The organism is Amycolatopsis azurea DSM 43854, assembly GCF_001995215.1.
GTDB lineage: Bacteria > Actinomycetota > Actinomycetes > Mycobacteriales > Pseudonocardiaceae > Amycolatopsis > Amycolatopsis azurea.
In genome coordinates this window covers 38,342-62,432 of record NZ_MUXN01000017.1, presented here as the reverse complement: position 1 = coordinate 62,432, position 24,091 = coordinate 38,342, and the positions used below count along the sequence as shown (strand labels likewise).

Below are 24,091 nucleotides of genomic sequence, written 5' to 3'. Positions count from 1 at the left end.
CCCACCAGTATCCTTCGGGCACCGCAGACCCCGACAGAATGGCTCTTCCGGTGATTTCCTTCATTCTCGGCACCACGGCGGAACTGATCAAAATCGCGCCGGTCTACCACGGCATCCTCGAACGCGGGGTCCGGCCGAAGATCTGGTTCACCGCCCAGCACGTCGACGAGGTCTCGGACGTGCTCGCCGACCTGAACCTCCCGGAGCCCGACGTCTGGCTCGTGCCGAAGGAGAAGGCGCACAACCTGGAGTCGCCCGCGCAGGTGCCGGGCTGGGCCGCGCAGGTGCTGCGGACCGCGTGGAGCCGCCGCGCCGAGCTGAAGGCCGCGCTGGTCGAGGACGGCCGTCCGCCGCTGGTGCTGGTGCACGGCGACACCTTCACCACGCCGTACGGCTCGCTCATCGGAAAGCGGATCCTCAAGTCGCGGGTCGGGCACGTCGAGGCGGGCGCGCGGTCGGGCAGCATCATGTCGCCGCTGCCGGAGGAGCTGAACCGGAAGATCGCCGCGAAGATCGTCGACATGCACTTCGCGCCGAGCGCGCGTGAGGTGAACAACCTCCGCAACGCGCGCGGCGTCGTCGTCGACACCGAGGCGAACACCGCGATCGACGCGATGCGGATGGCCATCAACGGCCCGCTCGACGTCGAAGGCCTGCCGGAGAAGTTCGGCCTCGCCACCCTGCACCGCTTCGAGCTGGTCTCGCGCGCGGACAAGTACCGCGAGGCGCTGGAGATCCTGCGCGAGCAGAGCAAGCAGATGCCGATCCTCTACATGGCGGGCGCGCCGGAGCGCGAGAAGATCCGCGCGCTGGGCCTGGCGAACCTCTTCGACGAGAAGAACTTCATCATCCAGCCGAAGATGCGGTACCTGAAGTTCCTGCCGCTGGTCGCGCGCGCCGAGTACGTCGTCACCGACTCGGGCGGCCTTTCGGCCGAGTGCTACTACCTCGGCCTGCCGTGCGCCGTGCACCGCGAGCGCACCGAGACGCCGCAGCACCTCGGCGAGACCGTCGTGCTGACCGAGATGCGCGGGGACAAGCTGCAGAACTTCCTCGACACCTACCAGAACCGCCGCGGCGAGTCCTGGGTCGACAAGTTCCACCCGTCGGAGATCATCGTCGACACCCTCGCGCGCCTCGGCTACTGCTGACGGAGCCTGAAACCCCACCGATGGGTGGGCGACGTCTGATCCCGCGGCTTTCCGAAGTACATGAAGGCCCCCTTCCTTGCGCCTGGCGCAAGGAAGGGGGCCTTCATGTACTTCGAGGCTAGAGAGCCCGGCGGCCCGACAGAGCGCGGCCCAGCGTCAGCTCGTCCGCGAACTCCAGGTCACCGCCCATCGGCAGACCGGACGCCAGCCGCGTCACCGTCAAGCCGGGGAAGTCGCGAAGCATCCGCACGAGGTACGTCGCGGTCGCCTCGCCTTCGGTGTTCGGGTCGGTCGCGATGATGATCTCGCTGATCTCCGCGCCGCCGATCCGCGCGAGCAGCTCACGCATGCGCAGCTGCTCCGGCCCGATGCCGGACAACGGGTCCAGCGCGCCGCCGAGCACGTGGTAGCGGCCCTTGAACTCGCGCGTCCGCTCGACGGCGAGCACGTCCTTGGGCTCCTCGACCACGCAGATGACCGTGAGGTCGCGGCGGGTGTCGCGGCAGATCCGGCAGGTCTCCTGCTCCGAGACGTTGCCGCAGACCTCGCAGAACTGCACGCCTTCCTTGACCTTGCCGAGCACTTCCTGCAACCGCGCGATGTCCGCGGGATCGGCCGCCAGCAGGTGGAAGGCGATCCGCTGCGCGCTCTTGGGACCGACGCCGGGCAGCCGCCCGAGTTCGTCGATCAGATCCTGGACGACACCCTCGTACAAGCTAGCCGCCGAGCCCGGGGAAGCCGCCGAGGTCCGGCATCCCGCCGCCGAGGCCGCCGGCGAGCGGGCCGAGCTTCTGTTCGGTGAGCTTCTGCGCGTTGGCCGAGGCGTCCCGCACGGCCGCGACGACCAGGTCGGAAAGGGTCTCGACGTCGTCGGGGTCGACCACCTTGGGGTCGATGGCCAGCGACTTCAGCTGGCTGTCGCCGGACACGGTCGCGGTGACGAGACCGCCGCCGGAAGTGCCGGTCACCTCCGTGTTGGCCAGCTCCTCCTGGGCTTCGACCAGCTTCTGCTGCATCTGCTGGGCCTGCTGCATGATCTGCGACAGGTCGAAGCCGCCACCGGGTTGCACCATGATCCGATCGGTCCTCTCCTGGAAAATCCTGTGCCGCCTACCAGACTAGCCGTCACGCGTATGGCACCGTTGGCGCCGTGCGACGACGGATGGGCCTTGTGCTGGCGATCGGATTGACGCTGTTCGCGGCGTGCGGCGTGGACACCGCCGCGCCACCGGCGGGAAACCCGTCGGCACCGGGGACCACCACGGTCTTCACCACTCTTCCGCAGCCGAGCCCCTCGTCGAGCGCGGCGCCGCCGTCGTCGAGCGCGCCGGTGCCGCCTCCGGCCACCCAGCAGCCGAAGACGGGCAAGGTCGTCGTGCTGGATCCCGGCCACAACGGCGGCAACGCGAGCAAGCCCGGCGAGATCAACAAGCAGGTCCCGGCGGGGCGCGGGAAGACGAAACCGTGCAACACCACCGGAACCTCGACGAATTCCGGCTATTCCGAGCACGCGTTCACCTGGGACGTGTCGCAGCGGATCGCGCAAGCCTTGACCGCCAAGGGAATCCGGGTCGTCCTCACCCGGCAGAACGACACCGGCGTCGGGCCGTGCGTCAACGAACGCGCCGCGATCGGGAACGACGCCCAGGCGGACGCGGTCGTGTCGATCCACGCCGACGGCTCGAATTCCGCCGGTGCGCACGGATTCCACGTCGCCTACCCGGCGCCGCCGCTGAACGCGCAGCAGGGCGAGCCCTCGGTGAAACTCGCGACGGTGTTGCGGGACGGCATCCGCGCGGGCGGCTTCCCGACGTCGACCTACCTCGGCTCGAACGGGCTCGCGCCGCGCGCCGATCTCGGCGGGCTCAACCTCTCGACCCGCCCTTCCGCGCTCGTCGAATGCGGCAACATGCGCAACGCCGACGAGGCTGCGGCGATGTCGAGCGAAGAAGGGCGCCAGCAGTACGCCGCCGTCATCGCGAAGGCCATCGAGGACTACCTCGCCCGCTGACTTCTTCCCGCGTTTCGTCCTCTGAATGCGGTCCTTGCGTGTGCAAGTACCGCATCCAGAGGACTACTTGCGTTCGTCCAGGGGGCGGGCGTTGAGGTGGTCGGCGAGCAGCTTCCGCGCGATCTCTTCCGGATCCTTCTCGGGCGGGAGCGGCGGAGGCGGCGGCGCGGGGCTCGCGTCCTCGTTGTAGAGATCCTCGTCGTCCTCGACCGGCTCGGGCGGGAGCGGGATGTCCGGTTCGCCGGTCGCCACCTTCGGCCGCTGAGGCTCCGGCTTCGGCGCGGGAGGCGCCGGAGGGGCCGCGCTGGGCGCTTCGGCGGACCGCCGGGTGAAGGACCGCTCGGGCGCGGGCGGTGGTGGCGCGGCCTTGGGCGCGGCGGCCTGCCGGGCCTGCGCGGCACCGTGGACGCACCGCACCTGCCAGTCGCCGCCGAAGACCTCCTTGAAGGCGGCCGCGACGCGCTCCGCGTTGTGCGGCTCGGAAAGCCTGCGCGCCAGCGGTTCCGCGTTGTGTGTGAGCGTGACGGCGCTGCCCTCGACGCTCACCACGCTCGCCTGCGTGAGCATCGCTTCGGTGCTGCGGCCGCCGGGGACCTTGCGGATCGCGGCCAGCACGTGCGGCCAGCGACCACGGACACCTTCCACGTCCGTCCCGCCCGCCGAAGCCGCCGCGGGCGCCGGAGCGGGCGCGGCCGGAGGCGGGGTGGGCGCGGAAGGACGCTGGGGCGCGGGCCGTTCGGCGACCGGCTCGGGCCGCGCGACCGGCTGGGCGGCAGGTTGAGGAGCGGCCTGGGGAGCGGGCGCGGGCTGAGCGGGGGCCGCGGCTCGCTGCGACGGCCGCTGGAACTCGCGGACGGGCTCGCCCGAGGGAGCGACGGGAGGCGCCGACGGCGCGGCCTGCGCGACCGGGGCGGCCTGAGGAGCGGCACTGGGAGCGGGCGCCGGAGCCGAAGCGGCCCGGCGTTCGAGCCGTTCGAGACGGGCGAGCAGCGCTTCGGTGCCCTCGGCGACCGACGGCAGCAGCATCCGCGCCGTCAGCAGCTCCAGTACCAGCCGGGGCGAGGTCGCGCCCCGCATCTCCAGAAGTCCATTGTGGACGATGTCGGCGTACCGCGAGAGCGTGGCGGGCTCCAGCTTTCCCGCCTGCTCCTTCATCTTCTTGAGCTCATCGTCCGGCGCGGCGACCAGCCCGCGCTCACCCGCGTCCGGCACCGAACGCAGCATCACCAGGTCGCGCAGGCGGTCGAGCAGGTCGGTGGCGAAGCGGCGCGGGTCGTGCCCGGCCTCGGCGAGGCTCTCGACGGTGCCGAACACCGCGGCCGCGTCGTCCGCGGCCAGGGCGTCGACCATGCCGTCGATGAGCGCGACGTCGGTGACGCCCAGCAGGGACACCGCGCGCGAGTAGTCGACGCCGTCCGGCCCGGCTCCGGCCAGCAGCTGGTCCAGCACCGATTGCGTGTCCCGCGCCGAACCACCGCCCGCGCGGATGACCAGCGGGTACACGGCGGGCTCGACCTTCGCGCCTTCGGCGGCGACGTTGCGTTCGAGCAGCTCGCGCATGGAACTCGGCGGGATCAGCCGGAAGGGGTAGTGGTGCGTCCGCGACCGGATGGTGGGCAGCACCTTGTCCGGTTCGGTGGTCGCGAAGATGAAGATCAGGTGCTCCGGCGGCTCCTCCACGATCTTCAGCAGGGCGTTGAAGCCCTGCGTGGTGACCATGTGCGCCTCGTCGATGATGAAGACGCGGTAGCGCGAGTCCGCCGGGGCGTAGAAGGCCCTGTCCCGCAGTTCTCGGGCGTCGTCGACACCACCGTGGCTGGCGGCGTCGAGCTCGGTGACGTCGACGCTGCCGGGGCCTTCGGGCGCGAGGTTCCGGCACGAGTTGCACTCGCCGCACGGATCCGGCGTCGGGCCCTTCGCGCAGTTCAGCGAACGCGCCATGATGCGCGCGCTCGACGTCTTGCCGCAGCCGCGCGGGCCGGAGAAGAGGTAGGCGTGGTTGATGCGACCGGCGGCCAGCGCCGTGCGCAGCGGATCGGTCACATGCTCCTGCCCGACGACCTCGGCGAAGGTAGCCGGACGGTACTTTCGGTATAGAGCTAGAGCCACGCGGCGAGACTACCGGGAGGGCCCGACAGGTGAGACCGGCACCGACCCCCGGCACGTATCCCGTCCGCTTCGGCACCGCCGAACTGCTCCGCGACGCGGACCGCCTCAACGCCTGGACGATCTCGGTCGACGGTGTCGCCCAGTCGCACGTCAACCTGGACGATCCCACCGATCTCGAGTTCGACTACATCCGCCGCATCGCCGACGTCGTCGACTGCCTCGGCGAAGGCCCGCTCGACGTGCTGCACGTCGGCGGGGCGGCCTGCACGCTCCCCCGCTACATCGCCGCCGCGCGGCCGCGCTCGCGGCAGCTGGTGTTCGACGCCGACGGCGAACTCGTCGCGCTCGTCCGCGAGCAGCTGGGCCTGAAGGGGCTGAAGGTGCGTGTCGGCGACGGCCGCGAAGGCGTCTCCGCCCGGTACGACGCTTCGGCCGACCTGGTCATCGTGGACGCCTTCGAGCGGGGTGTCCTGGCCGGCGGGCTCGCGACCGTCGAGTTCACGAACGAGATCGCGCGCGTCCTCCGCCCGGCCGGTACCTACGTCGCCAATGTCTCGGACGGCCCGAACCTGCCGTTCCTTCGCCGGTTTCTGGCGACGGTGGCGACGTCGTTCCCGCATGTGGCGCTGCTGGCGGAGCCGGGCGTCCTCCGGGGCCGCCGGTTCGGGAACATCGTGGTCGCCGCTTCCCGCGTCGAACTGCCGGTCACGGACCTGACCCGCCGGGCCGCTTCCTCGGCCTACCCCGCGCGCTGCGTCGCGGGCCAAGACCTGCGTGACCTGCAAGGTAAGGCGAAGGCCATCACCGACGCCGAAGCCCTGCCGTCGCCTGTGCCACCGAAGGACGTCTTCGGAATCTTCTAGGTCCGGTGAGCGGTCGGTGCAGCGGGTCGTGAGTGGTAAGTCGCGTTAGAACGACACTTACCACTCACGACCACCCTGACCTGTGCAAAGGTGACGCTGCGGCTGGCACCCGGCCCACCTGCGAGCGTTGCGAAAGCCACTTTCGCAACCTTCAGCGTTGCGAAAGTGGCTTTCGCAACACCACTCGCACCCGAGACCGCTTCAGAACCGCACGCGACCACCCAAGCGACCAACCGTGGGGGTCCGGGGGCGAAGCCCTCCGGGCGGGTTCGGGGTCGCACCCCGAAAATGAAGGCGGATCCCGCGCACCCGTCAGAGCTTGCTTATCCTTGCTGCCTTCCGGCCCTGGGGAGGTTCACAAGATGGACGCCGCGCGGGATCCGGGTACCAGTGTAGACACTCCCGTCCAAGCATGGAGGACAGTGGGGGGTATGAGTACTCCGACCTGGGCAGATGTCCTCAAAGCCGCCGAAGCCGTCCACCCGTTCGTGCGACGCACGCCGGTGCTGCGCGCCGAGGTCGACGGGCGGCCGCTGGTCCTCAAGCTGGAGCATCTCCAGCGGAGCGGGTCGTTCAAACTGCGGGGCGCGGTGAACGCGCTGGTGAGCGGCCCGTTGCCGGAGCGGGTGCTGACGGCGTCCGGCGGCAACCACGGGCTGGGCGTGGCGACGGCGGCTTCGCTGCTGCATCTGCCTGCGACGGTGTACGTGCCGGAGTCGGCTCCGCAGGCGAAGACGGATCGCATCGAGGCCGCGGGCGCGAAGCTCGTCCGTCATGGCGCGACGTACGCCGAGGCGGCCGCGAAGGCGCTCGAAGCCGCCTCTGAGCCGGGTACGCGGTACCTGCACGCGTACGACGACCCTGCCGTCGTCGCCGGTCAGGGCACTGTCGCGGCCGAAGTGGTGCAGGACGCGCCGGACGTCGACGCGTTCCTGGTCGCGGTCGGCGGTGGCGGCCTGGTCGCGGGGACTTCGCTGGCCGGGTTGCCGACGTTCGCCGTCGAACCGGAGCGGTGCCGCGCGCTCGGCGCGGCGCTGGAGGCGGGTGAGCCGGTGGACGTGGAGATCGACTCGGTGGCGGCGTCGGCGCTGGGCGCGACCCGGGTCGGCGACGTGCCGTTCGCCGCGCTCCGCGATCGGGTGACGTCCGTGCTGGTCAGCGACGCGGAGCTGCTCGCCGCGCGGGACCGGCTCTGGGAGGAGTTCCGCCTCGCCGTCGAACCGGCCGCCGCGGTCGGGTTCGCCGCGTGGCTGGCCGGGCGGACCGAGGGCGAGCTGCCGTGCGTCATCCTGTGCGGCGCGAACAGCGAGTGGACTCCCTGAGTCAGCCCGCCCGCAGCACGACCCGGAACTCCGTCCGCCCCGGACGGCTGGTGACCCCGACCTGCCCGCCGTGCGCGGCGACGACGGCCGCGACGATGGCCAAGCCGAGCCCGGTGCTGCCCGCCGCCCGCGACCGTGAGTCGTCGCCGCGGGCGAAACGTTCGAAGACCTCGGGAAGGATCTCCGGCGGGATCCCCGGTCCGGAGTCGACAATGGACAGTGTGACCGTCGAGTCCACAATGGACAGTGAGGTGGCGACCTCGGTGCCCGCCGGGGTGTGCGTGCGCGCGTTGCCCAGCAGGTTGATCACCACCTGGTGCAGCTGATCCGCGTCGCCGAGGACGGTGATCGGCTCCGGCGGGACCTCCAGCCGCCATTCGTGCTCCGGCCCGGCGACGTGCGCGTCGGCGACGGCGTCCGCGACCAGGCGCGAGAGATCGACCGGCTGGTGCACCACCGGGCGGCCGGAGTCAAGCCGCGCGAGCAGCAGCAGATCCTCGACCAGACCGGTCATCCGCGTCGATTCCGACTCCACCCGGCCCATCGCGAACGCGATGTCCGGCGGCACCTCGGAACCGGACCACCGGGTGAGTTCCGCGTAGCCGCGGATGGCCGCGAGCGGGGTCCGCAGTTCGTGACTGGCGTCCGCGACGAACCTGCGCACCCGGCTTTCACTGGCCTGGCGGGCGGAAAGCGCGTTCGAGATGTGGCCAAGCATGCGGTTGAGCGCGAACCCGACCTTGCCGACCTCGGTCCGCGGGTCGGTGTCCACTTCGGACACTCGTTCGGACAGCGCGACCTCGCCGCGGTCGAGCGGGAGTTCCGAGACCCTGGTCGCGGTGGCGGCCAGCCGGTCGAGGGGTTTCATGGTGCGCCGCACGGTCACCGCGCCGAGCGCGCCCGCCAGCAGGATGCCGCCGACGGCCACCCCGCCGAAGATGAAACCGAGGTTCCACAACGTGTCCGTGACGTCCTTGGTGGGCAGCCCGGTGATCGAGACGCCGCCGTTGGACATCTGTTTCGCGACCACGCGGTACTCCCCGAGCGACCCGAGTTCCACGTCGCGAGGTTCGTTGCTCAGCCCCGACCGCACAAGAGTGGCGACCTGGGCAGGGCTGATCTCGTCGTGGGGGAACGGGTCGGTGACCTTCGCGTCGTAGCTGGACCGGAGCACGGCGGCGAGCACGCGTCCGTCCGGGAACACGTTCACGAACAGCGACCCGGTGCTCTGCCCGTACGCGCGCAGGCCCTCCGGAACCCTTTCCCCGCCGGGACGGCCCGGTGGCGGCGGACGGCTCGCGCGTTCACTGGTCTCGTGGAGCCGGGCGTCGAGCTGGCCGATCAGGAAGTCCCGCAACGCCAGTTCGGTCACCACGCCCACCACCAGGCAGACGAGCGCGAGCAGCCCCGCGACCTGCGCGATCAGGCGCCGCCGCAGGGACCAAGGCCGCCTACCCCGCGGGCTTGAGGACATACCCGGCGCCGCGCATCGTGTGGATCATCGGTTCCCTGTCGGCGTCGATCTTCTTGCGGAGGTAGGAAATGTACAGCTCGACGATGTTGGCCTGGCCGCCGAAGTCGTAGCTCCACACCCGGTCCAGGATCTGCGCCTTCGACAGCACGCGCTTCGGATTGCGCATGAGGTAGCGCAGCAGTTCGAACTCGGTCGCGGTCAGCGGCACGAGATCGCCGCCGCGGTGCACCTCGCGGCTGTCCTCGTCCAGGGTCAGGTCGCCGACGACCAGCGTCGACCCGCTCGGCCCGGCGACCCCGCCCGCACGCCGCAGCAGCGCGCGCAGTCTCAGCGCGACCTCCTCCAGGCTGAACGGCTTGGTGACGTAGTCGTCGCCGCCCGCCGTGAGCCCGGCGATCCGGTCCTCCACCGCGTCCTTCGCGGTCAGGAACAGCACCGGCAGGTTGGGCACCTCGGACCGCAGGCGGCGCAGGACGTCGAGGCCGCTCATGTCCGGCAGCATGACGTCGAGGACCACCGCGTCCGGCCGGAATTCCCTGGCCACGCGGACGGCCTCGGTGCCGTCACCGGCGGTGCGGATGTCCCAGCCCTCCATGCGCAGGGCCATCGACACGAGCTCGGACAAGGTCGCCTCGTCGTCGACGACCAGCACGCGCACGGGGCTGCCGTCGGCACGGCGCAGGCCTGCCTTCGCGGAACCGGACGAGGGGAGGTTCACACTGGTCATGGTGCCATCCTGGGCGGCGCCGATGAGCCCTCTCTGTGTCCCGGCTGTGCGTTTCCTGTGAACGATCACCCGGCCGGGCGGGAATCACAGCGGCCGCCCACCGGCGGCACAGCTTCCGCACAGCGACGGCGCCGAGCATGGCCGCAACCGAGTACACGGAGGCGACCAGATGACCGAACCGACCGAACCCGCCGGACCCCCGGCGGGTGAGACCGCCGCGTGGGGCGCGCCCGCACCGGCTGGTGAACCGAAGAAGGCCTGGTCGGGCCGCAAGACCGCGATCGCGGCCGGGGTGGCGGTGGTGATCGCCGCCGGTGGCGGGGCCGCGATCTGGGCCGGGACCGCCGCGAACGGCGCCGAACAGGGCCAGATGATGGGCGGACCCGGCGGCGGCCGGATGATCTTCGGCCCCGGCGGGGGTATGCCCCGTGACGCGCTGCACGGCGATTTCGTCGTCTCCGACGGCAACGGCGGATACAGCACCGAGCGGATGCAGACCGGCGAGGTGACCGAGATCAGCGCGACGACCATCAGCCTGACCAGCAAGGACGGCTACAAACAGGTCTACACGATCGACGCGGCGACCAAGAAGACCGGCGACCCCAAGACCGGCCAGACGGTGACGGTGAACGCCAAGGTCACCGGAGACAAGGCGACCGCGACGAGCATCGGCAACCCCGGGCAGAGCCAGCGTGGCCAGAACGGCGGCCAGCGGGGTCAGCGGCAGCAGGGCCAGCCGGGCCAGGGTCAGCAAGGTCAACCGGGGCAAGGCTTCCCGGGCCAGGACGGGCAGGGCGGACCGCCGCCCGGTTACTGACGGACGAGCGCCCTCAGCGCGGCGGCCGTCTCGGTGGCTTCCTGTCCGGAGGTGTCGAGGATGACGCGATCGCCGCCGGAGTCCCGAGCCTGGGCCGCCTCGGCGATCGCACGGGCGGCCACCCGGTCCCGCACACCGGGTGGCGCGCCGCGGAGTTCGTCACCGGCCAGCAGCGCGGATTCGCCCTCGGCCCGGCGCCGGACGCGTTCGGTGAGCGTCGCGTCGTCCGCGTCGAGGTGGACGACGGTGGCCTCCTTGAAGACCTGCCGGTGCTCGGGAAGGAATTCCCTGGCCACGGCGATGAAGCGCTCGGCTCCGGCCTCGCGGTAGCCACGCCGGACGGCCGCGAGGATCGCCGCCTCCACGGCCGGATCCGGGCCCGGGTGCACGAACCCGAACTGCGCGATGTCGGCGTAGGCGACCGGACTCTCCTGCTGCCACATTTCGTACAGCACGCTCCACGCGGCCGTCGATTTGCCGACCGCCGTCGGACCGGTCACCACGGTCACCGGTCCGGGCTGCGGCTCGACGACGTCCGGCGGCAGGACCGGACCGCTTTCGACGACGCACCGCCGGAACAGCGCGTCGACGGTCTCCTCCGGACACTGCCCGGTCGTGTCCATCTCTTCGCCGAAAGCGGCGCGGTCGTAGATGTCCACCAGCTCGAAGAGGTCGGGCAGAGCGCCTTCGGGCGAACCACGGCCGAGGAAGCGGCTCCGCAGTTCGTCGCGATCGCAGGTCAGCCGGACGAGCGTGACGTCGAAGTCCCGGCCCTCGAAGTACGGCTCGATCCCGATTTCGGGATCGAGCACCCCGGACACGACGAGTTGCCTCGCGCCCCGGCCACGCAGAATCTCGAGCACTCTCAGCAGATTGGCCGCTTTGATCGCGTGCGAAGCTTCTCCGCCGCCCGGCGGCGGGCCGATCAGCCCGAGCTGGTCGATGTCGACGTACGCGACGTTGCCGCCGGCTTCGGCGATGCGGCTGTACACACCCCAGGCGGTGGTCGATTTCCCCGCGCCCGGTGCGCCGGTCGTCCAGAGCACAGGCGTCTTCTCGATCCCCATGACTTCTCAGCTTAGGGACCCCTGTCCAGCGAAATAGGGCAGAGTTGGGCGCGTGCGGGACATCAGCGGGTCGTTGGCGAGGCAGGCGTGCGCGGTCGCGGCCGTCTGCCTGGTCGCCGACGCCGGGCTGTTCCTCATCGACGGACCGCCGCTTTCGCAGGGCTGGCAGGCGTGGGCGGTGCTGATCGGCGGGATACTCGCCAACGCCGCGCTCGCCGGGCCTTCGCGCTATTCCGGCTGGGTCTCGGCCGCGCACGGCGCGCTGCTCGTCGCCGCGCCGCTCCTGCTGTACCCGTTCGACCACTACCTCCAGGCCACCAACGCGGGCGTGCTGATCGCGGGATACCGCGCGGGCGCCTGGCTCGCGACCAAACCGGCGCTGGCGGCGCTGGCGGCGATGCTCATCGGGCTCTTCGCGTGCATCCTCATCCCTGTCGACCGAGGCAACCGGGACTGGCGGCTGGTGCTCATCGACGTCGGCATAAGCGGGCTGCTGCCGTGGATGGTCGGCCGCTACACGACCGCGCGGCGCGCGTACATCGCCGATCTCCAACGTGCGGAAGAACAACGGCGGCAACACGAAGCCGAAGCGGTCCGCCGCGCCGTCGCCGAAGAACGCACGACGATCGCCCGCGACCTGCACGACGTGATCTCCCACCACGTCAGCGCGATCGGCGTGCACGCCGGCGCCGCGCGGCTCGGACTGCCGGCGGGAGAACCGGCCGCGCGGCGTTCGCTCTCCGCCGTCGAATCGTCGAGCCGGTCCGCGATGGCCGATCTGCGGCGCCTGCTGGATCTGTTGCACGGCAAGGAGAACGGCGACGCGCAACGGCAACCGGGGCTGGACAACCTCGACGAGCTGCTCGACAACCTGCGCACCGCCGGGCTGCCCGCGCGGCTGACCAGTCACGGCGGGCCGCGGGAACTCCCGGGCTCGGTGGACGTCGCGCTGTACCGCATCGCGCAGGAGGCGCTGACGAACGCGCTCCGGCACGGCTCCGGCGGGACGGTCGAGATCGACCTCGCCTACCGGCAGACGGAGATCGTCCTCGCCATCACGAACGAGATCGGCCGCCCGAACCGGGGTTCCCCCGCCGAGTCGACGAAACGCGGCCTCGCCGGGATCAGGCAGCGGGTCGCGTTGTTCGGCGGGCAGGTGGAATGCGGGCCGCTCGACGACGGGCGGCACTGGCGGGTTCGAGTCGGATTTCCTTTGGAGGCGGAGTGATCCGGGTTCTGCTGGCGGACGACCACGCGATGTTCCGGTCCGGGATGCGCGCGGTGCTGGACACCCAGGCGGATTTCGCCTGCGTCGGCGAGGCCGCGGACGGGCGCGAAGCCGTCGCGCAGGCGGCCACGCTGCGCCCGGACGTCGCCGTGCTCGACGTCCGGATGCCCAAATTGGACGGTCTGGCCGCGACCGAGGCGATCATGTCCGCGCCCGGCAACGACACCCGTGTCCTCGTGCTGACGACCTACGACTCGGACGAGTACGTCTACCGCGCGCTGCGGGCCGGGGCGAGCGGGTTCCTGTTGAAGAGCCTCGCCCCCGAGGAACTCGTCTCGGCCATGCGGGTGGCCGCACGCGGCGACGCGCTGATCGATCCGACGGTGACCCGGCGGCTCGTGTCGACCTTCGCCACCAGCATCGAACCCGTGGCCGCCGAACCGGCGGAGCTGGAACGGCTCACCTCACGCGAACGTGAAGTGCTGTTGCTGGTCGCCGACGCGTCCAGCAACGCGGAGATCGCCGAGCGGCTGCACGTGGGCGAGGAGACGGTGAAGACCCACGTTTCCCGGATCCTGGCGAAGCTCGGGTTGCGCGACAGGGTGCACGCCGTCGTCTACGCCTACCGCAACGGTCTCGTCGGCGGCCGGTGATCGGTTCGCCTGGCCGGGCCGCTCCTGCCAGAATCGCCGGAGGGCACGTCGAGGCTGGGAGCTGGGAATGAAGCGCTGGGTCACGCTCACGATCGGGCTGGTCTTCCTGCTGGTCGGCGGGGTCTGGGTGCTCCAGGGCGCCGGCGTGCTGACCGGCAGCTTCATGACCGGGCAGAAACTGTGGTTCCTGATCGGGCTCGTCGCGTTCCTGGTCGGCGTGGTGCTGGTGGCGGCCACCGCCCGGCGCACGCGGCGGACCCCCACCGACGACTAGCCGCGTGTTCGGCGAGCGGCATCACGCGATCTTGAAGATCGGGTAGCCGGGCGCGATCTCCAGCAGCTTCTCGTCGGACGCCTTCGCGTCGACGCCGTCGAAGAACACGCCGACCTCGAACTTCCAGCGCTTGAGGTAGGCACGCAGGATCTCGGGCTTCTCGTCGTCGGCGAGTTCGGTGTAGGTGAACGTCTCGGTGCGGCGCCCGACGCTGAGCTGCCCCTCGCCCGCGACCCGCAGGTTGCGCACCCACTGCGTGACCCCGCGCGGCGCGACCAGGTAGCGCTCGCCGTCCAGCTTCAGCAGGTTGACCGGGACCGAGCGCAGCTCGCCGCTCTTGCGGCCGCGGACCGAAAGCACCCGGCTGCCCAGGACGCTGACGCCGAGCTTCGTCAGCTTGAGCACGAATTCGTTGAACGCGTTGGTCGCCGCGGCGGGCTTGATGTAGCGGGCGGCGTTGTAGGTGCCGGTCATGTCGTCTCCTCGAAGTAGGCGAGAGCAGTGCTCTCTATTAAGAGCAGTGAACACCAGAGCGGTGCATCGTGTCAAGAGCAGTGCTCTCATTTAGGTGCGATGCTCTATGGTGAGAGCATGGCTGCCACCCAGACCGCGCGGGAACGCGCCCGCGCCGAGCTCACCCGCGAGATCAAGGACGAGGCCCGGCGCCAGCTCGCCGAAGTCGGCGCCCACGGGCTTTCGCTCCGTGCCGTCGCGCGGGAGCTGGGCATGGTCTCCTCAGCGCTCTACCGGTACTTCTCCAGCCGCGAGGAACTGCTGACGGCCCTGATCGTCGACGCCTACAACGCCGTCGGCGAGGCCGCGGAAGCCGCGGACGACCCCACGAAGACGTCGCTGGAACGCTGGGAAGCGATCTGGCTCGCGGTCCGCGCCTGGGCGAAGGCGCACCCGCACGAGTACGCGCTGATCTACGGCTCGCCGATCCCCGGCTACCAGGCCCCGCAGGACACCGTCACGCCCGCGGGCCGGGTGGCGTTCGCGCTGGTCGCGGTCCTGCGCGACGCGAACCTCCGGGTCGAGACCGAGGTCGGCGAGCTGCCCGCCGAACTCCAGCGCCAGCTCGGCACCGTCACCGGAATCCTCAAGGTCACCCTGGCTCCCGAGACGGCCTCACGGCTGATCATGGCGTGGACCCAGCTGTTCGGGATGATCAACTTCGAACTGTTCGGCCAGTACGTCGGCTCCGTGGACCCGTCGGACGCCTTCTTCGCGCACGGGACCCGTCAGATGGCCGAGTTCACCGGGATCAGGATGACCGGCTGAGCGCGGTCCACGACCGCATCAGCAGCTGGACGGCGTCCACCACGTCCTCGTCGCCGGTCCCTTCGGGGCTGAGGAAGCGCTGCAGCAGGAGGCCGTCCTCGAGCGCGTGCAGGATCAAAGCGAGGAAGGCCGGGTCGGCGGGCGGTTCCGTGCCGCGCGCGGCGAATTCGGTCCGGACGGACGTCTCCAGCAGTGCCCTTGTCGACTTCTCGCCTTCGCCGACGAGCGGCCGCGCCTCGGGGTTGCGCAGCGCGTAAAGGGCCAGCTCGGTGCGCAGGGTCAGCCACCCGGCGAGGTGTTCGGCGCGCTCGACGTTCCAGGCGCGCAGCCGGTCCATCATCTCGGCGAAGGAGCCGACACCCGCGCCCAGCGCGGTGACCTCCTCGGCCTCCCGCTGGGTCCGGCGGCGCAGCAGCTCGACGACCAGCTCGTGTTTGCCGTCGAAGTTGCCGTAGAAGGCGCCGCGCGTGAACCCGGCCCGTTCGGCGATCTGCTCGACGGACGTGCCGTTGACCCCGCGTTCGGAGAACAGTTCGGCGGCCGCCGCGAGCAGGCGCTGCTTGGTCTGCTCGCGGCTTTCCTCCCGCGTCAAGCGTCTCGCCGTCACACGGCGATCCTAGAGTTCGCGATTTCCCCCGCGGCCGGTCATCCACACACCGCCCGCGAGGACGGCGGCGGCGACCACGACGGCGAGCGCGGTGAGCGGCCACAGCGCCTGGCTGGCGAAGAACGCGGCGACGGCACCGAAGAGAACCGCGACGAGGAGCAACGGCGTGGTCCGGACGGCTGCGGCGGCGGGGACGGTGGCCATGGGAGGTTTCCCTTCGGGGGTGGTGCGCGGAACACTCGGTTTTCGCGGAAGGGACCTCACCGGTTCGGTGGCCTTACGCCGGACGGGGCGGAGATCACCCTTCCGGGCGAGATACCGGCGTGGCGGCTAGCGTCACGCCGGAGACGGCATCGAGGGAAAGGCGGCTCGCGGTGGAGAAGTGGGCGGAGCAGGTCGGCAGGATCCGGGTCATCGGAACCGGGGTGATGGGCCGGGGCATCGTCCAGCTCGCCGTGACGGCGGGGCTCGAGGTCGAACTCGCCGACGCCCGGCCCGAGGCGGTCGGCGAGGCCATCGACCACGTCGGCGCGATGCTCGGCAAGCTCGCCGCGAAGGGCAAGATCACCGAGGAAGCCGCCGCGGCCGCGAAAGGCAGGCTGATCGCGGCCGACGGCCCGCTGGCTCCCGCCGACGGCGTCGACCTCGTCGTCGAGGCGGTCCGCGAGGACCTGGAGATCAAACGCGCGCTGTTCGCCGAACTGGAGCGCGTCTGCGGGCCGGACACCGTGTTCGCCACCAACACCAGTTCGCTCTCGGTCACCGAGATCGGCGCCGCGCTGACCGAACCCGGCAGGCTGCTCGGTCTCCACTTCTTCAACCCGGTCCCGCTGATGCGGCTGGTCGAGGTCGTGCCCGGCGCGCGGACCGCCGCGTGGCTGCCGCCCGCCGTGACCGAACTCGTCCGCGGCTGGGGGCACGAACCCGTCCTCGCCCGCGACGCCCCGGGGTTCCTGGTCAACCACGCCGGACGCGGGCTCGGCACCGAGGCGCTGCAGATCCTCGCCGAAGGGATCGCGAGCCCGGCCGAGGTGGACCGCGTCGCGCGGGACGTGCTGGGCCTGAAACTCGGCCCGTTCGAACTGCTCGACCTCACCGGCCTTGACGTCTCGCACGCCGTGCTGGAAAGCATCTGGAGCGGGTTCCACGGCGAACCGCGCCTGCGGCCGTCGTGGCTGACGCGTCCCCGCGTCGCCGCCGGACTGTTCGGGCGCAAGAACGGCGAGGGCTTCTACAGCTACGTCGACGGGCAACAGCAGGCGGAGCCGGAGCCGGCCGCGCCGGAAGCCCCGGCCACGCCGGTGTGGGTCGACGACGAACGGCTCGGCACGCTGCTCTCGGCCGCGGGGATCCAGGTCGTGCACTCCGCCTACCCGGACACGGTCCTGATCGTCAGCCCGGTCGGATCGTCCACTGTGGACACCGCGCTCGCCGCGGGGTTCCCGGCGGAACGGGTCGTCGGGGTCGATCCCCTCGGCGGCTACACGAAACGCCTGACGCTTTCGGTCCATCCCGCGCTCGACCCGGCCGCCGGCCGCACCGCCTGGGGCGCGCTCGCCGCGACCGGGCTGCCGGTGACCGTGGTCCGCGACGGACCCGCGCCGATCGCGCAGCGGCTGCTGGCGTCGATCGTCAACACCGCCTGTTTCATCGCCGGGCAGCGGCTCGCGACGCCGGAGGACATCGACACCGCCGTCCGGCTCGGCCTCGGCTACCCGCGCGGACCGCTGGCGCTCGGCGAGGAAGCGGGCGCGGACTTCGTGCTGCGGGTCCTGCGCGGACTCGTCGCGAGCACCGGGGACCAGCGCTACCGGCCGAGCGGCTGGCTCACCGAACGGGTCGCGCTCGGCCTGCCGCTCACCTCGTCGGGCACCTCGCCGTCGGATCTTCTCGGCTGACTTGGATCGCCGCTACCAGCGGCGGTCGGTGATCGCCCAGGTGGAGGCGTTCCAGTACACGTACCCGCCCTGGAAGTTGTTCTGCCGTCCACCGTCCACGGAGAACTCGTCGGTCGTCGGGTACCTCAGGTACGAGGTCTCCCAGCCGAGCGCCTCCCAACGCTGCCGGATGCCGCCGTAGATCGCGTGCGCGTCGGTCTGCATCGTCCAGTAGACCGACCCGGCCTTGCTGAAGTGGTTGAACCGGCCGATCCCGTCCGGGGTCGGAAGCTCGTCCGTCATCGGGTAACCGAGCGGCCCGGCCTCCCAGCCCAGCTCTTCCCACTTGGCGCGGATCCGGCCCCAGATCGCGTGCGCGTCCGTCGGCACCGTGTAATAGACCGACGAATTCTTGCTGAAGTGATTGAACCGCCCGACCCCGTCGGGCGTCGGAAGCTCGTCCGTCGTCGGATAGCCGAGTTCACCCGCCTCGGCACCCAATTCCTTCCACTTCAGCCGGATCCGCCCGTACACCGGATGCGCGCCCGTGCTCCCCGTGAAGTAGATCGACGTCTCCATCTTGCCGGGCCACATCGGGAAGTCGTTGTAGCGGCCGATGGTGTCCGGGGTGGTCAGCTCGTCGGTCGCGGGCGGGCCGAATTCCCGGTGGCCGCCCAGAGCGAGGTACTTCTTGAGGATCTCGCCCTCGATCTGCTTGACGCCCGTCTCCTTCGACCAGTACAGCCGTCCGCCCTCGTAGGTGCGGAACCGGACCGTGCCGTCGACCGCCTCGGGGGCCGTCGGCGCGCCGAGTCGTTGCGCCAGCGCGGGTTCGTCGCGATAGCGCTTGTCGATCGGCGTGTCGTAGTTCGCCGTGATCGTCTGGTCGGCCGCGCCCATGGTGATGTTCGTCAGCCGCCCGGTGGCCCCGGTGGACCAGCCGGTGAAGGTCGACGAACCGTCCGAAGCGACCTCGGCCGCCTGGATCTCCACCGTCGCGCCTTCGACCACCATCGCCGAAGCGACCCCGCCTTCCGGCGTGATGCCGAGCGCCGCGGCGACGTTGCTGGTCAGCGTGAGCCGGTGTTCCTTCGGCTTCGCGATGTAGGTCTTCGACACCTTGACACCGGCGCTGTCGGTCGCCGACGCGGTGAACTCCAGGGTGGAGTCCGTGTGGTCGGTGAACGGCATGGTGAACTCGGGGCCGGTGGCGCCGCGGTCCGGATGCGCGTGGCAGACCGCGTTCTCCGGGCAGTGCCGGACGAGCGTGGTCCAGGTGACCGGCAGCTCACCGTCCTCGGCGTCGGTGATGGTGGCGCCGGCCTTGACCTCCTCGCCGACCGCGAACAGCCGGTCACCGGGGTCGGTCATGGTCAGCTTCGGCGAGTGGTTCCCGGGCGCCACGGCGATGTCCGTCGTCCCGGAGGACTGCAAGCCGTCCTTCACCGTCAGCTTGGCGGTGAACTTCTCGAGGCCCGCCGCGTAGGTGTGGCTGACCTTCGCCCCGGTACCGATCTCGCCGTCGCCGAAGTCCCATTCGTAGGTCAGCTGGTCGTTGTCGAAGTCGTAGGAACCGCTGCCGTCGAAGGAGACCGTGCGGGTCTCGGGGTCCGTCTCGGACGTGGCCACCGCGACCGGCTCCTTGTTCCCGGTGGTGTAGCTGAGCCTTCGCAGCATGCCGCTGTAGAGGTCGGCGTAGACGATGTCGCCGTTGGCCGCGGCCAGGAACTTGACCGGACCGCCGATGCCGGTGAACTTCGGCGGCGTCTCCTGCGGGCGGACGACCCGGCCCTGCGTGTCGTATTCGGCCGTCCACAGCTTTTGGGTGGCGTAGTCACCGAAGAAGTACGCTCCCCGGTATTCCTCCGGGTACGACTCTCCATTGTAGACAATTCCTGCGGTGATGCTGTTCCCGTGGTCGACGCCCTCGCCGTGGCGGATCGCCAGCATCGGCGGGGTGTTCACGGCCGAAGCGCATTGCGGCATCACGGAAAAGCCGTCGGTGGGCTGGTTGCCCTCGAAGCACGGCCAGCCGTGGTTCGCGCCCTTCTGGACGAAGTCGATCTCTTCCCAGGTGACCCAGCCGACGTCGCCGACCACCGGGAGACCGGTGCCGTCGTCGAGGCTGAACCGGAACGGGCTGCGGAAGCCGCTCGCGAACACCTTGGAGCGCACCGAGTCCGGGTTGTCCGCGGCGTAGTAGGGGTTGTCCGGCACGCCGGCGCCGTCCGCGGTGACGTGGAAGATCTTGCCGTAGATCTTGTCGAGGTCGTACACGTTCAGCGCGAACGGGTCGGCCTCCTCCTGAAAGCCGGAGCTGTCGCCGGTCGAGATCCACACGGTGCCGTCCGGGGCGGCCACGAGGCCGGTCATGGCGTGGACTTCGGTGTTCGCGGGCCCCTCGATGAGCACCTTCTCGTCCGTCAGCCCGGTGGGCTCGGCGGTGCCGGACACCGTCCAGCGCGAAGCGCGCAGCGAAATTCCACCGGGGACGTCGATCGCGCGGGCGGTGTAGACCGCCCGGGAGGTGGCGTAGTCGGGGGCGATCGCGATCCCGACCAGCCCCAGGTCACTGGTGCCCCGGACGGGAAGGGTGGTGATGTTCCGCACCTGCCCGGTGGCGGACACCCAGGCGACGTTGCCCTGCTTCCCGGTGGTCAGCATCGAGCCGTCGGGCAGGTAGGCGAAGTCGGTCAGGTCGTACGGAGCCTGTCCGCTCGGCTGATCGCGCAGGACGAAGCCCGGCGGCAACACGGGCGCCGCGGACGCGGGCGTCGACGTCAACGGCACCAGCAAAGGCGCGATCAGCGACGCCACGACCGCGCGACAGAGCACGCGGAATTTCGAAGGCATGGACGCCCCTTTCCCCAGTCGAACGTCTCATCGACGGGGTCTAGCTGCGCATTTCACACTTTCGAGTGGCTTTACCGAACTGTGATCACCACCGTCTGTCGAGCACCTGCCCGGTGTTCCGGTTCCAGGTGACGTACCCGTTCTGGAAGCTGTTCTGCCGTCCGATGGGGATGGTGAACTCGTCGGTCGTCGGGTATCTCAGGTACGAGGTCTCCCAGCCGAGCGCCTCCCAACGCTGCCGGATCGCCCCGTAGACCGCATGCGCGTCGGTGGCCATCGTCCAGTAGATCGAGCCCGCCTTGCTGAAGTGGTTGAACCGGCCGATCCCGTCGGGCGTCGGAAGCTCGTCCGTCGTCGGGTAGCCGAGCGGACCCGTCTCCCAGCCGAGTGCCTCCCACCGGACACGGATCCGGCCCCAGATCGCGTGCGCGTCCGTCTGCACCGTGTAATAGATCGACGAGTTCTTGCTGAAATGGTTGAACCGCCCGATCCCGTCAGGCGTCGGAAGCTCGTCCGTCGTGGGATAGCCGAGCGGACCCGTCTCCCAGCCCAGCGCCTCCCACTTGATCCGGATCCGCCCGTACACCGGATGCGCGCCGGTCGACGGCGTCCAGTAGATCGAGGACCGCTGGGTGCCCGGCCAGTCCGGGAAGTGGTTGAACCGGCCGATCCCGTCCGGGGTCGGAAGTTCGTCCGTCGCGGGTGGACCGAACTTCCGGTGCCCGCCCAGCGCGAGGTACTTCTTGAGGATCTCGCCTTCGATCTGCTTCACGCCGGTCTCGGTGCTCCAGTAGAGCCTGCCGCCCGCGTACGGCCGGTAGCGCACGTTCCCGTCGGCGACCTCCGGCCCGGTCGGCGCGCCAAGTCGTTGGCGCAGCGCGGGTTCCGCCTGGTAGCGCCGGTCGATCGGGGTGAGGTAGGTCGCGGTCATGGTCAGGTCCCGCGCCGGGACGGTGATGGTCACCGTGCGCGAGGTCCGCCCGTCGGACCAGTTCGCGAACGTCGAGACGCCGTCGGCGGCGACCTCTTCCGCGACGATCTCGAACGTCGCGCCCTCGGTCACCATCGCGGTGTTGACCCCGCCCTCCGCCGGGATGCTCAGCGCCGCGGGGACGGTGGAAGTCAGCGTCAGCCGGTGTTCGCGCGGCATGGCGACGTAGGTCCTGCTCGACGTCACCCCGGCGCTGTCGGTCACGGACGCGGTGATCTCGACCCGCGAGTCCTGATGATCGGTGAAGGGCAAGGAAAAGACCGGACCGCCGCCCGGCGAACCGGGATGCGCGTGGCAGGTCGCCTCTTCCGGGCAGTGCCGGATCAGCGTGGTCCAGCCGACCGGCAACAGGCCGTCCTCGGCGTCGATCGCCGTCGCCGCGGCGACGACCGGTTCCCCGACCGCGAAGGTCCGTGCTCCGGGATCCGTCATCACCAGGTCCGGCGAATGGTTTCCCGGCACCACGACGACATCCGCGCCGTCGGTGGCGCCGAGCCGGTCGGTGACGGTGAGCCGCGCCGTCGCCCGCGCGAACGCGGCGTCGTAGGAGTGCGTCACCCGGACGCCGTCCTGACTCGTGCCGTCACCGAAATCCCAGTGATGGCTCAACGGATCGCCGTCGAAGTCGTAGGAACCGGAACCGTCGAAGGTCACCGTCCTCGTGGCCGGATCGGTGCTCGATGTCGCCACCGCGACCGGTTCCGCGTTCGTCCCCGGATAGCTGAGCCGCCGCAGGTTCCCGCTGATGATGTCGGCGTACACGATGTCGCCGTTGGCCGCGGCGGCGAATTTGACCGGGCCGCCGACGCCGGTGAACTTCGGCGGCCGTTGCGGCGCCTGGACGAGCCTGCCCTGGCTGTCGTAGGTCATCGTCCAGATCTTCTGCGTGACGTAGTCGCCGAAGAAGAACGCGCCCCGGTATTCGTCCGGATAGGACGATCCACTGTAGACGATCCCGGCGGTCACGCTGTTCCCTTCGTCCACCCCGGAACCGTGGTGGTACGCGGTGATCGGCGGGGTGTTGACGACGCCCGCGCAGCCGGCGAGGCCGGAGTACCCCGGTGTCGGCGCGTTTCCTTCCCAGCAGGGCCAGGCGTGGTTCGCGCCCGGCCGCACGACGTCCACCTCTTCCCAGGTGTTCCAGCCGACGTCGCCGACGACCGGCAGGCCGAGCCGCGGGTCGAGCGAGAACCGGAACGGGCTGCGGTAGCCGCTGGAGAAGACCTTGGAACGATTCGAATCCGGGGCCGCGGCGGAGTAGTACGGATTGCCGGGGACGCCGGCGCCGTCGGAGGTGACGTGCAGGATCTTGCCGTAGAGCTGATCGAGGTCGAGGGCGCGCAACGCGCCCGGATCCATCCTGGTGAAGTCGGCGGCGTCGCCGATGGAGATCCACAAAGTACCATCGGGCGCCGCGACGAGCCCGGTGATGCCGTGGACGTCGTAGAACCCGGGAAGGTCGACGAGCACCCGTTCGTTCGTCAGTCCGGTCGGGACGTCGGTGCCGGTCACCGTCCAGCGCGCCACCCGCATGGTGAACGCGCCGCCGCTCGTGTCGAACGACCGCGCGAGGTAGATCTGGCGCGAAGTGGCGAAATCCGGGGCGACGGCGAGGCCGACGAGGCCGAGATCGCCGTCGTCGTGGACGGGAAGGGTCGCGAGCGTCCGCGCCTGCCCGGTGACGGGCACCCAGGCGACCTTGCCGCTCTTTCCGGTGCTGAGCACCGAACCGTCCGGCAGGTAGGCGAAATCGGTCAGGTCGAACGCGGCCTGGCCGCTGGGCTGGTCACGCAGGACGAAGCCGGATGGCAGAGTGGGCGCCCCGGTTGCTTCCGGAGCGCCCACCCATCCCGGGAAAAGCAGGATCGAAACCGACAGTGCGACGAAGGTACGAGCGCGTGCGCGGCTCCTGATCATCGGCGTTTCCCCACTTCCGGCGTGTTCCTGGGCACGTCGCCGGAAACGGGGAGGCCATTGCCGCCCGAAGCTTTCATTTATCTCAAAGCAACCGAACCGCAATCGACTCTCACGCTGTGCAGCCGATCGGGTACGTGCGGGTCAGGCCACTACCTGAACCACGTCGCCGCTCTGCAAGGTCGTGAAGTACTTCTGCGAAGCCGCCGCCGAGAGGTGGATGCAGCCGTGCGAGTACACCGACAGGCTGCCGGTGTGGAACGCGATCCCCGGCAGGAAGAACACCGAGTTCGGCATCGGCGCGTCGAAGGCCTTCGAGTGGTAGTTCTTGACCTTGTTCGAAACGTGGAAGACGCCGGTCGGCGTCGCGTGCCCCTTCTTGCCGGGAAGCTGCTTGACCGGGCCGTAGATGACCTTGCCGTCCTGCAGCAGCCACGTCTTCAGCGAGGAGAGGTCCACGCAGGCGCTCACGCCGGGCGAGGCCAGCGCGGCCTTGCACGGCACGTCGGCGGCGTTCGCGGCGGGCTTCACCTCGGGTTTCGGGGTGGGCTTCGGCGTCGGCTTGGGCTTCGAGGACGTCGGCTTCGGCGTGGAGCTGCTGCTCGGCGGCTGGGACGAGGTGGTCGGCGCGGCGGACGAGGTGGACGGCGCCGACGTGGCCGGTGCCGACGTGGTCGTGGCCCCACCGGCCGGGTCGCCCTGCGCGACGGCTCCGCCGCCCGGCGTACCGCCGCCGGAGTTGCCGGAACACGCGGTCAGCACCAGCGCCGTGGCCAGTGCGGTCACCCCCACCAGGAACTTCTTCACAACCCTTACCCCCGAATGTCGTGGTCCGTCTGACATGGGTAAAGACGGAAGTCACCGGTTCGGGG

The 24,091-nt window shown here is 70.4% G+C and carries 22 protein-coding genes and 1 other RNA gene; 10 read left to right on the top strand and 13 right to left on the bottom strand.

The window, feature by feature from the left end; all coding sequences use genetic code 11:
- Positions 1 to 38 precede the first annotated feature (38 nt).
- Complete coding sequence (locus B0293_RS23460; protein WP_005166261.1) at positions 39 to 1,151, top strand: UDP-N-acetylglucosamine 2-epimerase; 1,113 nt, start codon at positions 39 to 41, stop codon at positions 1,149 to 1,151.
- Between the two features lie 118 nt (positions 1,152 to 1,269).
- Here B0293_RS23460 and recR read toward each other — a convergent pair whose 3' ends face one another.
- Positions 1,270 to 1,866 carry a recombination mediator RecR gene (recR, locus tag B0293_RS23455; protein WP_005166260.1) on the bottom strand — a complete coding sequence of 199 codons (597 nt, stop codon included), beginning with the start codon at positions 1,864 to 1,866 and terminating at the stop codon, positions 1,270 to 1,272.
- Position 1,867: 1 nt separating this feature from the next.
- A complete protein-coding gene (locus B0293_RS23450) occupies positions 1,868 to 2,224 on the bottom strand; it encodes a YbaB/EbfC family nucleoid-associated protein (RefSeq protein WP_005166259.1) in 357 nt (118 codons plus the stop codon).
- Between the two features lie 89 nt (positions 2,225 to 2,313).
- Between B0293_RS23450 and B0293_RS23445 the strand changes: the two genes are divergently transcribed.
- Entirely contained in the window at positions 2,314 to 3,162 is an 849-nt protein-coding gene (locus B0293_RS23445; protein ID WP_077241364.1) for an N-acetylmuramoyl-L-alanine amidase, read from the top strand.
- A 63-nt stretch (positions 3,163 to 3,225) separates the two neighbouring features.
- Here the strand turns inward: B0293_RS23445 and B0293_RS23440 are convergent, their stop codons facing one another.
- On the bottom strand, positions 3,226 to 5,271 hold the full coding sequence (locus B0293_RS23440) for a DNA polymerase III subunit gamma and tau (RefSeq protein ID WP_077241363.1): 2,046 nt from the start codon (positions 5,269 to 5,271) through the stop codon (positions 3,226 to 3,228).
- Between the two features lie 29 nt (positions 5,272 to 5,300).
- On the opposite strand from B0293_RS23440, the gene B0293_RS23435 reads away from it, so the two are divergent.
- Positions 5,301 to 6,134: a spermidine synthase gene (locus B0293_RS23435; protein ID WP_005167098.1), complete on the top strand. Its 834-nt coding sequence runs from the start codon at positions 5,301 to 5,303 to the stop codon at positions 6,132 to 6,134.
- Between the two features lie 289 nt (positions 6,135 to 6,423).
- On the opposite strand, the gene ffs is transcribed toward B0293_RS23435, so the two are convergent.
- An RNA gene (gene ffs / locus B0293_RS23430) (signal recognition particle sRNA small type) lies at positions 6,424 to 6,520 on the bottom strand.
- A 45-nt stretch (positions 6,521 to 6,565) separates the two neighbouring features.
- On the opposite strand from ffs, the gene B0293_RS23425 reads away from it, so the two are divergent.
- Positions 6,566 to 7,456, top strand: coding sequence for a serine/threonine dehydratase (locus B0293_RS23425; RefSeq protein ID WP_039919760.1), 891 nt, complete (start codon positions 6,566 to 6,568; stop codon positions 7,454 to 7,456).
- A 1-nt stretch (position 7,457) separates the two neighbouring features.
- Here the strand turns inward: B0293_RS23425 and B0293_RS23420 are convergent, their stop codons facing one another.
- Both B0293_RS23420 and B0293_RS23415 read right to left on the bottom strand, forming a co-directional pair.
- A complete protein-coding gene (locus B0293_RS23420; RefSeq protein WP_039919762.1) occupies positions 7,458 to 8,930 on the bottom strand; it encodes a sensor histidine kinase in 1,473 nt (490 codons plus the stop codon).
- Complete coding sequence (locus tag B0293_RS23415) at positions 8,908 to 9,657, bottom strand: response regulator transcription factor (protein ID WP_005167102.1); 750 nt, start codon at positions 9,655 to 9,657, stop codon at positions 8,908 to 8,910. Before B0293_RS23415 ends, B0293_RS23420 begins: the two co-directional genes overlap by 23 nt.
- Before the next feature lie 169 nt (positions 9,658 to 9,826).
- Here B0293_RS23415 and B0293_RS23410 point away from each other — a divergent pair, with 169 nt between their 5' ends.
- Positions 9,827 to 10,474: a hypothetical protein gene (locus B0293_RS23410; RefSeq protein ID WP_005167104.1), complete on the top strand. Its 648-nt coding sequence runs from the start codon at positions 9,827 to 9,829 to the stop codon at positions 10,472 to 10,474.
- Here the strand turns inward: B0293_RS23410 and B0293_RS23405 are convergent.
- The gene (locus tag B0293_RS23405) at positions 10,468 to 11,541 is read right to left on the bottom strand and encodes an AAA family ATPase (RefSeq protein WP_005167106.1); all 1,074 of its coding nucleotides are present in this window, start codon (positions 11,539 to 11,541) and stop codon (positions 10,468 to 10,470) included. The genes B0293_RS23410 and B0293_RS23405 overlap by 7 nt on opposite strands.
- A gap of 52 nt (positions 11,542 to 11,593) precedes the next feature.
- Here B0293_RS23405 and B0293_RS23400 point away from each other — a divergent pair, with 52 nt between their 5' ends.
- The 3 genes from B0293_RS23400 to B0293_RS23390 all read left to right on the top strand — a co-directional run bounded on the left by B0293_RS23400 (position 11,594) and on the right by B0293_RS23390 (position 13,696).
- A complete protein-coding gene (locus tag B0293_RS23400) occupies positions 11,594 to 12,769 on the top strand; it encodes a sensor histidine kinase (protein ID WP_005167108.1) in 1,176 nt (391 codons plus the stop codon).
- Positions 12,766 to 13,422, top strand: a complete 657-nt coding sequence (locus B0293_RS23395; protein WP_005167109.1) for a response regulator — start codon at positions 12,766 to 12,768, stop codon at positions 13,420 to 13,422. The genes B0293_RS23400 and B0293_RS23395 overlap by 4 nt, the downstream gene beginning before the upstream one ends.
- Before the next feature lie 67 nt (positions 13,423 to 13,489).
- Positions 13,490 to 13,696, top strand: coding sequence for a hypothetical protein (locus tag B0293_RS23390; protein WP_005167111.1), 207 nt, complete (start codon positions 13,490 to 13,492; stop codon positions 13,694 to 13,696).
- 21 nt (positions 13,697 to 13,717) lie between these two features.
- Here the strand turns inward: B0293_RS23390 and B0293_RS23385 are convergent, their stop codons facing one another.
- Positions 13,718 to 14,170, bottom strand: coding sequence for a nitroreductase family deazaflavin-dependent oxidoreductase (locus B0293_RS23385; RefSeq protein ID WP_005167113.1), 453 nt, complete (start codon positions 14,168 to 14,170; stop codon positions 13,718 to 13,720).
- Between the two features lie 117 nt (positions 14,171 to 14,287).
- On the opposite strand from B0293_RS23385, the gene B0293_RS23380 reads away from it, so the two are divergent.
- On the top strand, positions 14,288 to 14,977 hold the full coding sequence (locus B0293_RS23380) for a TetR/AcrR family transcriptional regulator (protein ID WP_005167115.1): 690 nt from the start codon (positions 14,288 to 14,290) through the stop codon (positions 14,975 to 14,977).
- On the opposite strand, the gene B0293_RS23375 is transcribed toward B0293_RS23380, so the two are convergent.
- Positions 14,961 to 15,584, bottom strand: a complete 624-nt coding sequence (locus B0293_RS23375) for a TetR/AcrR family transcriptional regulator (RefSeq protein WP_005167117.1) — start codon at positions 15,582 to 15,584, stop codon at positions 14,961 to 14,963. The genes B0293_RS23380 and B0293_RS23375 overlap by 17 nt on opposite strands.
- Positions 15,585 to 15,593: 9 nt before the next feature.
- Positions 15,594 to 15,788 (bottom strand): hypothetical protein, encoded by a 195-nt coding sequence (locus B0293_RS23370; RefSeq protein ID WP_005167119.1) that lies wholly within the window; start codon positions 15,786 to 15,788, stop codon positions 15,594 to 15,596.
- Between the two features lie 170 nt (positions 15,789 to 15,958).
- Between B0293_RS23370 and B0293_RS23365 the strand changes: the two genes are divergently transcribed.
- The gene (locus tag B0293_RS23365) at positions 15,959 to 17,482 is read left to right on the top strand and encodes a 3-hydroxyacyl-CoA dehydrogenase (protein WP_005167121.1); all 1,524 of its coding nucleotides are present in this window, start codon (positions 15,959 to 15,961) and stop codon (positions 17,480 to 17,482) included.
- A 12-nt stretch (positions 17,483 to 17,494) separates the two neighbouring features.
- Here the strand turns inward: B0293_RS23365 and B0293_RS23360 are convergent, their stop codons facing one another.
- The 3 genes from B0293_RS23360 to B0293_RS23350 form a co-directional block, all read right to left on the bottom strand.
- Complete coding sequence (locus B0293_RS23360) at positions 17,495 to 20,314, bottom strand: PQQ-dependent sugar dehydrogenase (protein ID WP_005167122.1); 2,820 nt, start codon at positions 20,312 to 20,314, stop codon at positions 17,495 to 17,497.
- 85 nt (positions 20,315 to 20,399) lie between these two features.
- On the bottom strand, positions 20,400 to 23,222 hold the full coding sequence (locus B0293_RS23355; RefSeq protein WP_039919764.1) for a PQQ-dependent sugar dehydrogenase: 2,823 nt from the start codon (positions 23,220 to 23,222) through the stop codon (positions 20,400 to 20,402).
- Between the two features lie 141 nt (positions 23,223 to 23,363).
- Complete coding sequence (locus B0293_RS23350; protein WP_005167125.1) at positions 23,364 to 24,026, bottom strand: L,D-transpeptidase; 663 nt, start codon at positions 24,024 to 24,026, stop codon at positions 23,364 to 23,366.
- Positions 24,027 to 24,091: the final 65 nt, after the last annotated feature.

Excerpts from the sequence above, each read along its gene's own strand:
- B0293_RS23445 (WP_077241364.1), top strand. The coding sequence starts at position 2,314 with ATGGGCCTTGTGCTGGCGATCGGATTGACGCTGTTCGCGGCGTGCGGC.
- B0293_RS23460 (WP_005166261.1), top strand. The coding sequence starts at position 39 with ATGGCTCTTCCGGTGATTTCCTTCATTCTCGGCACCACGGCGGAACTG.
- B0293_RS23450 (WP_005166259.1), bottom strand. The coding sequence starts at position 2,224 with ATGGTGCAACCCGGTGGCGGCTTCGACCTGTCGCAGATCATGCAGCAG.
- B0293_RS23380 (WP_005167115.1), top strand. The coding sequence starts at position 14,288 with ATGGCTGCCACCCAGACCGCGCGGGAACGCGCCCGCGCCGAGCTCACC.
- B0293_RS23360 (WP_005167122.1), bottom strand. The coding sequence starts at position 20,314 with ATGCCTTCGAAATTCCGCGTGCTCTGTCGCGCGGTCGTGGCGTCGCTG.
- B0293_RS23405 (WP_005167106.1), bottom strand. The coding sequence starts at position 11,541 with ATGGGGATCGAGAAGACGCCTGTGCTCTGGACGACCGGCGCACCGGGC.
- B0293_RS23390 (WP_005167111.1), top strand. The coding sequence starts at position 13,490 with ATGAAGCGCTGGGTCACGCTCACGATCGGGCTGGTCTTCCTGCTGGTC.
- B0293_RS23355 (WP_039919764.1), bottom strand. The coding sequence starts at position 23,222 with ATGATCAGGAGCCGCGCACGCGCTCGTACCTTCGTCGCACTGTCGGTT.
- B0293_RS23370 (WP_005167119.1), bottom strand. The coding sequence starts at position 15,788 with ATGGCCACCGTCCCCGCCGCCGCAGCCGTCCGGACCACGCCGTTGCTC.
- B0293_RS23410 (WP_005167104.1), top strand. The coding sequence starts at position 9,827 with ATGACCGAACCGACCGAACCCGCCGGACCCCCGGCGGGTGAGACCGCC.
- B0293_RS23420 (WP_039919762.1), bottom strand. The coding sequence starts at position 8,930 with ATGTCCTCAAGCCCGCGGGGTAGGCGGCCTTGGTCCCTGCGGCGGCGC.
- B0293_RS23425 (WP_039919760.1), top strand. The coding sequence starts at position 6,566 with ATGAGTACTCCGACCTGGGCAGATGTCCTCAAAGCCGCCGAAGCCGTC.
- B0293_RS23415 (WP_005167102.1), bottom strand. The coding sequence starts at position 9,657 with ATGACCAGTGTGAACCTCCCCTCGTCCGGTTCCGCGAAGGCAGGCCTG.
- B0293_RS23385 (WP_005167113.1), bottom strand. The coding sequence starts at position 14,170 with ATGACCGGCACCTACAACGCCGCCCGCTACATCAAGCCCGCCGCGGCG.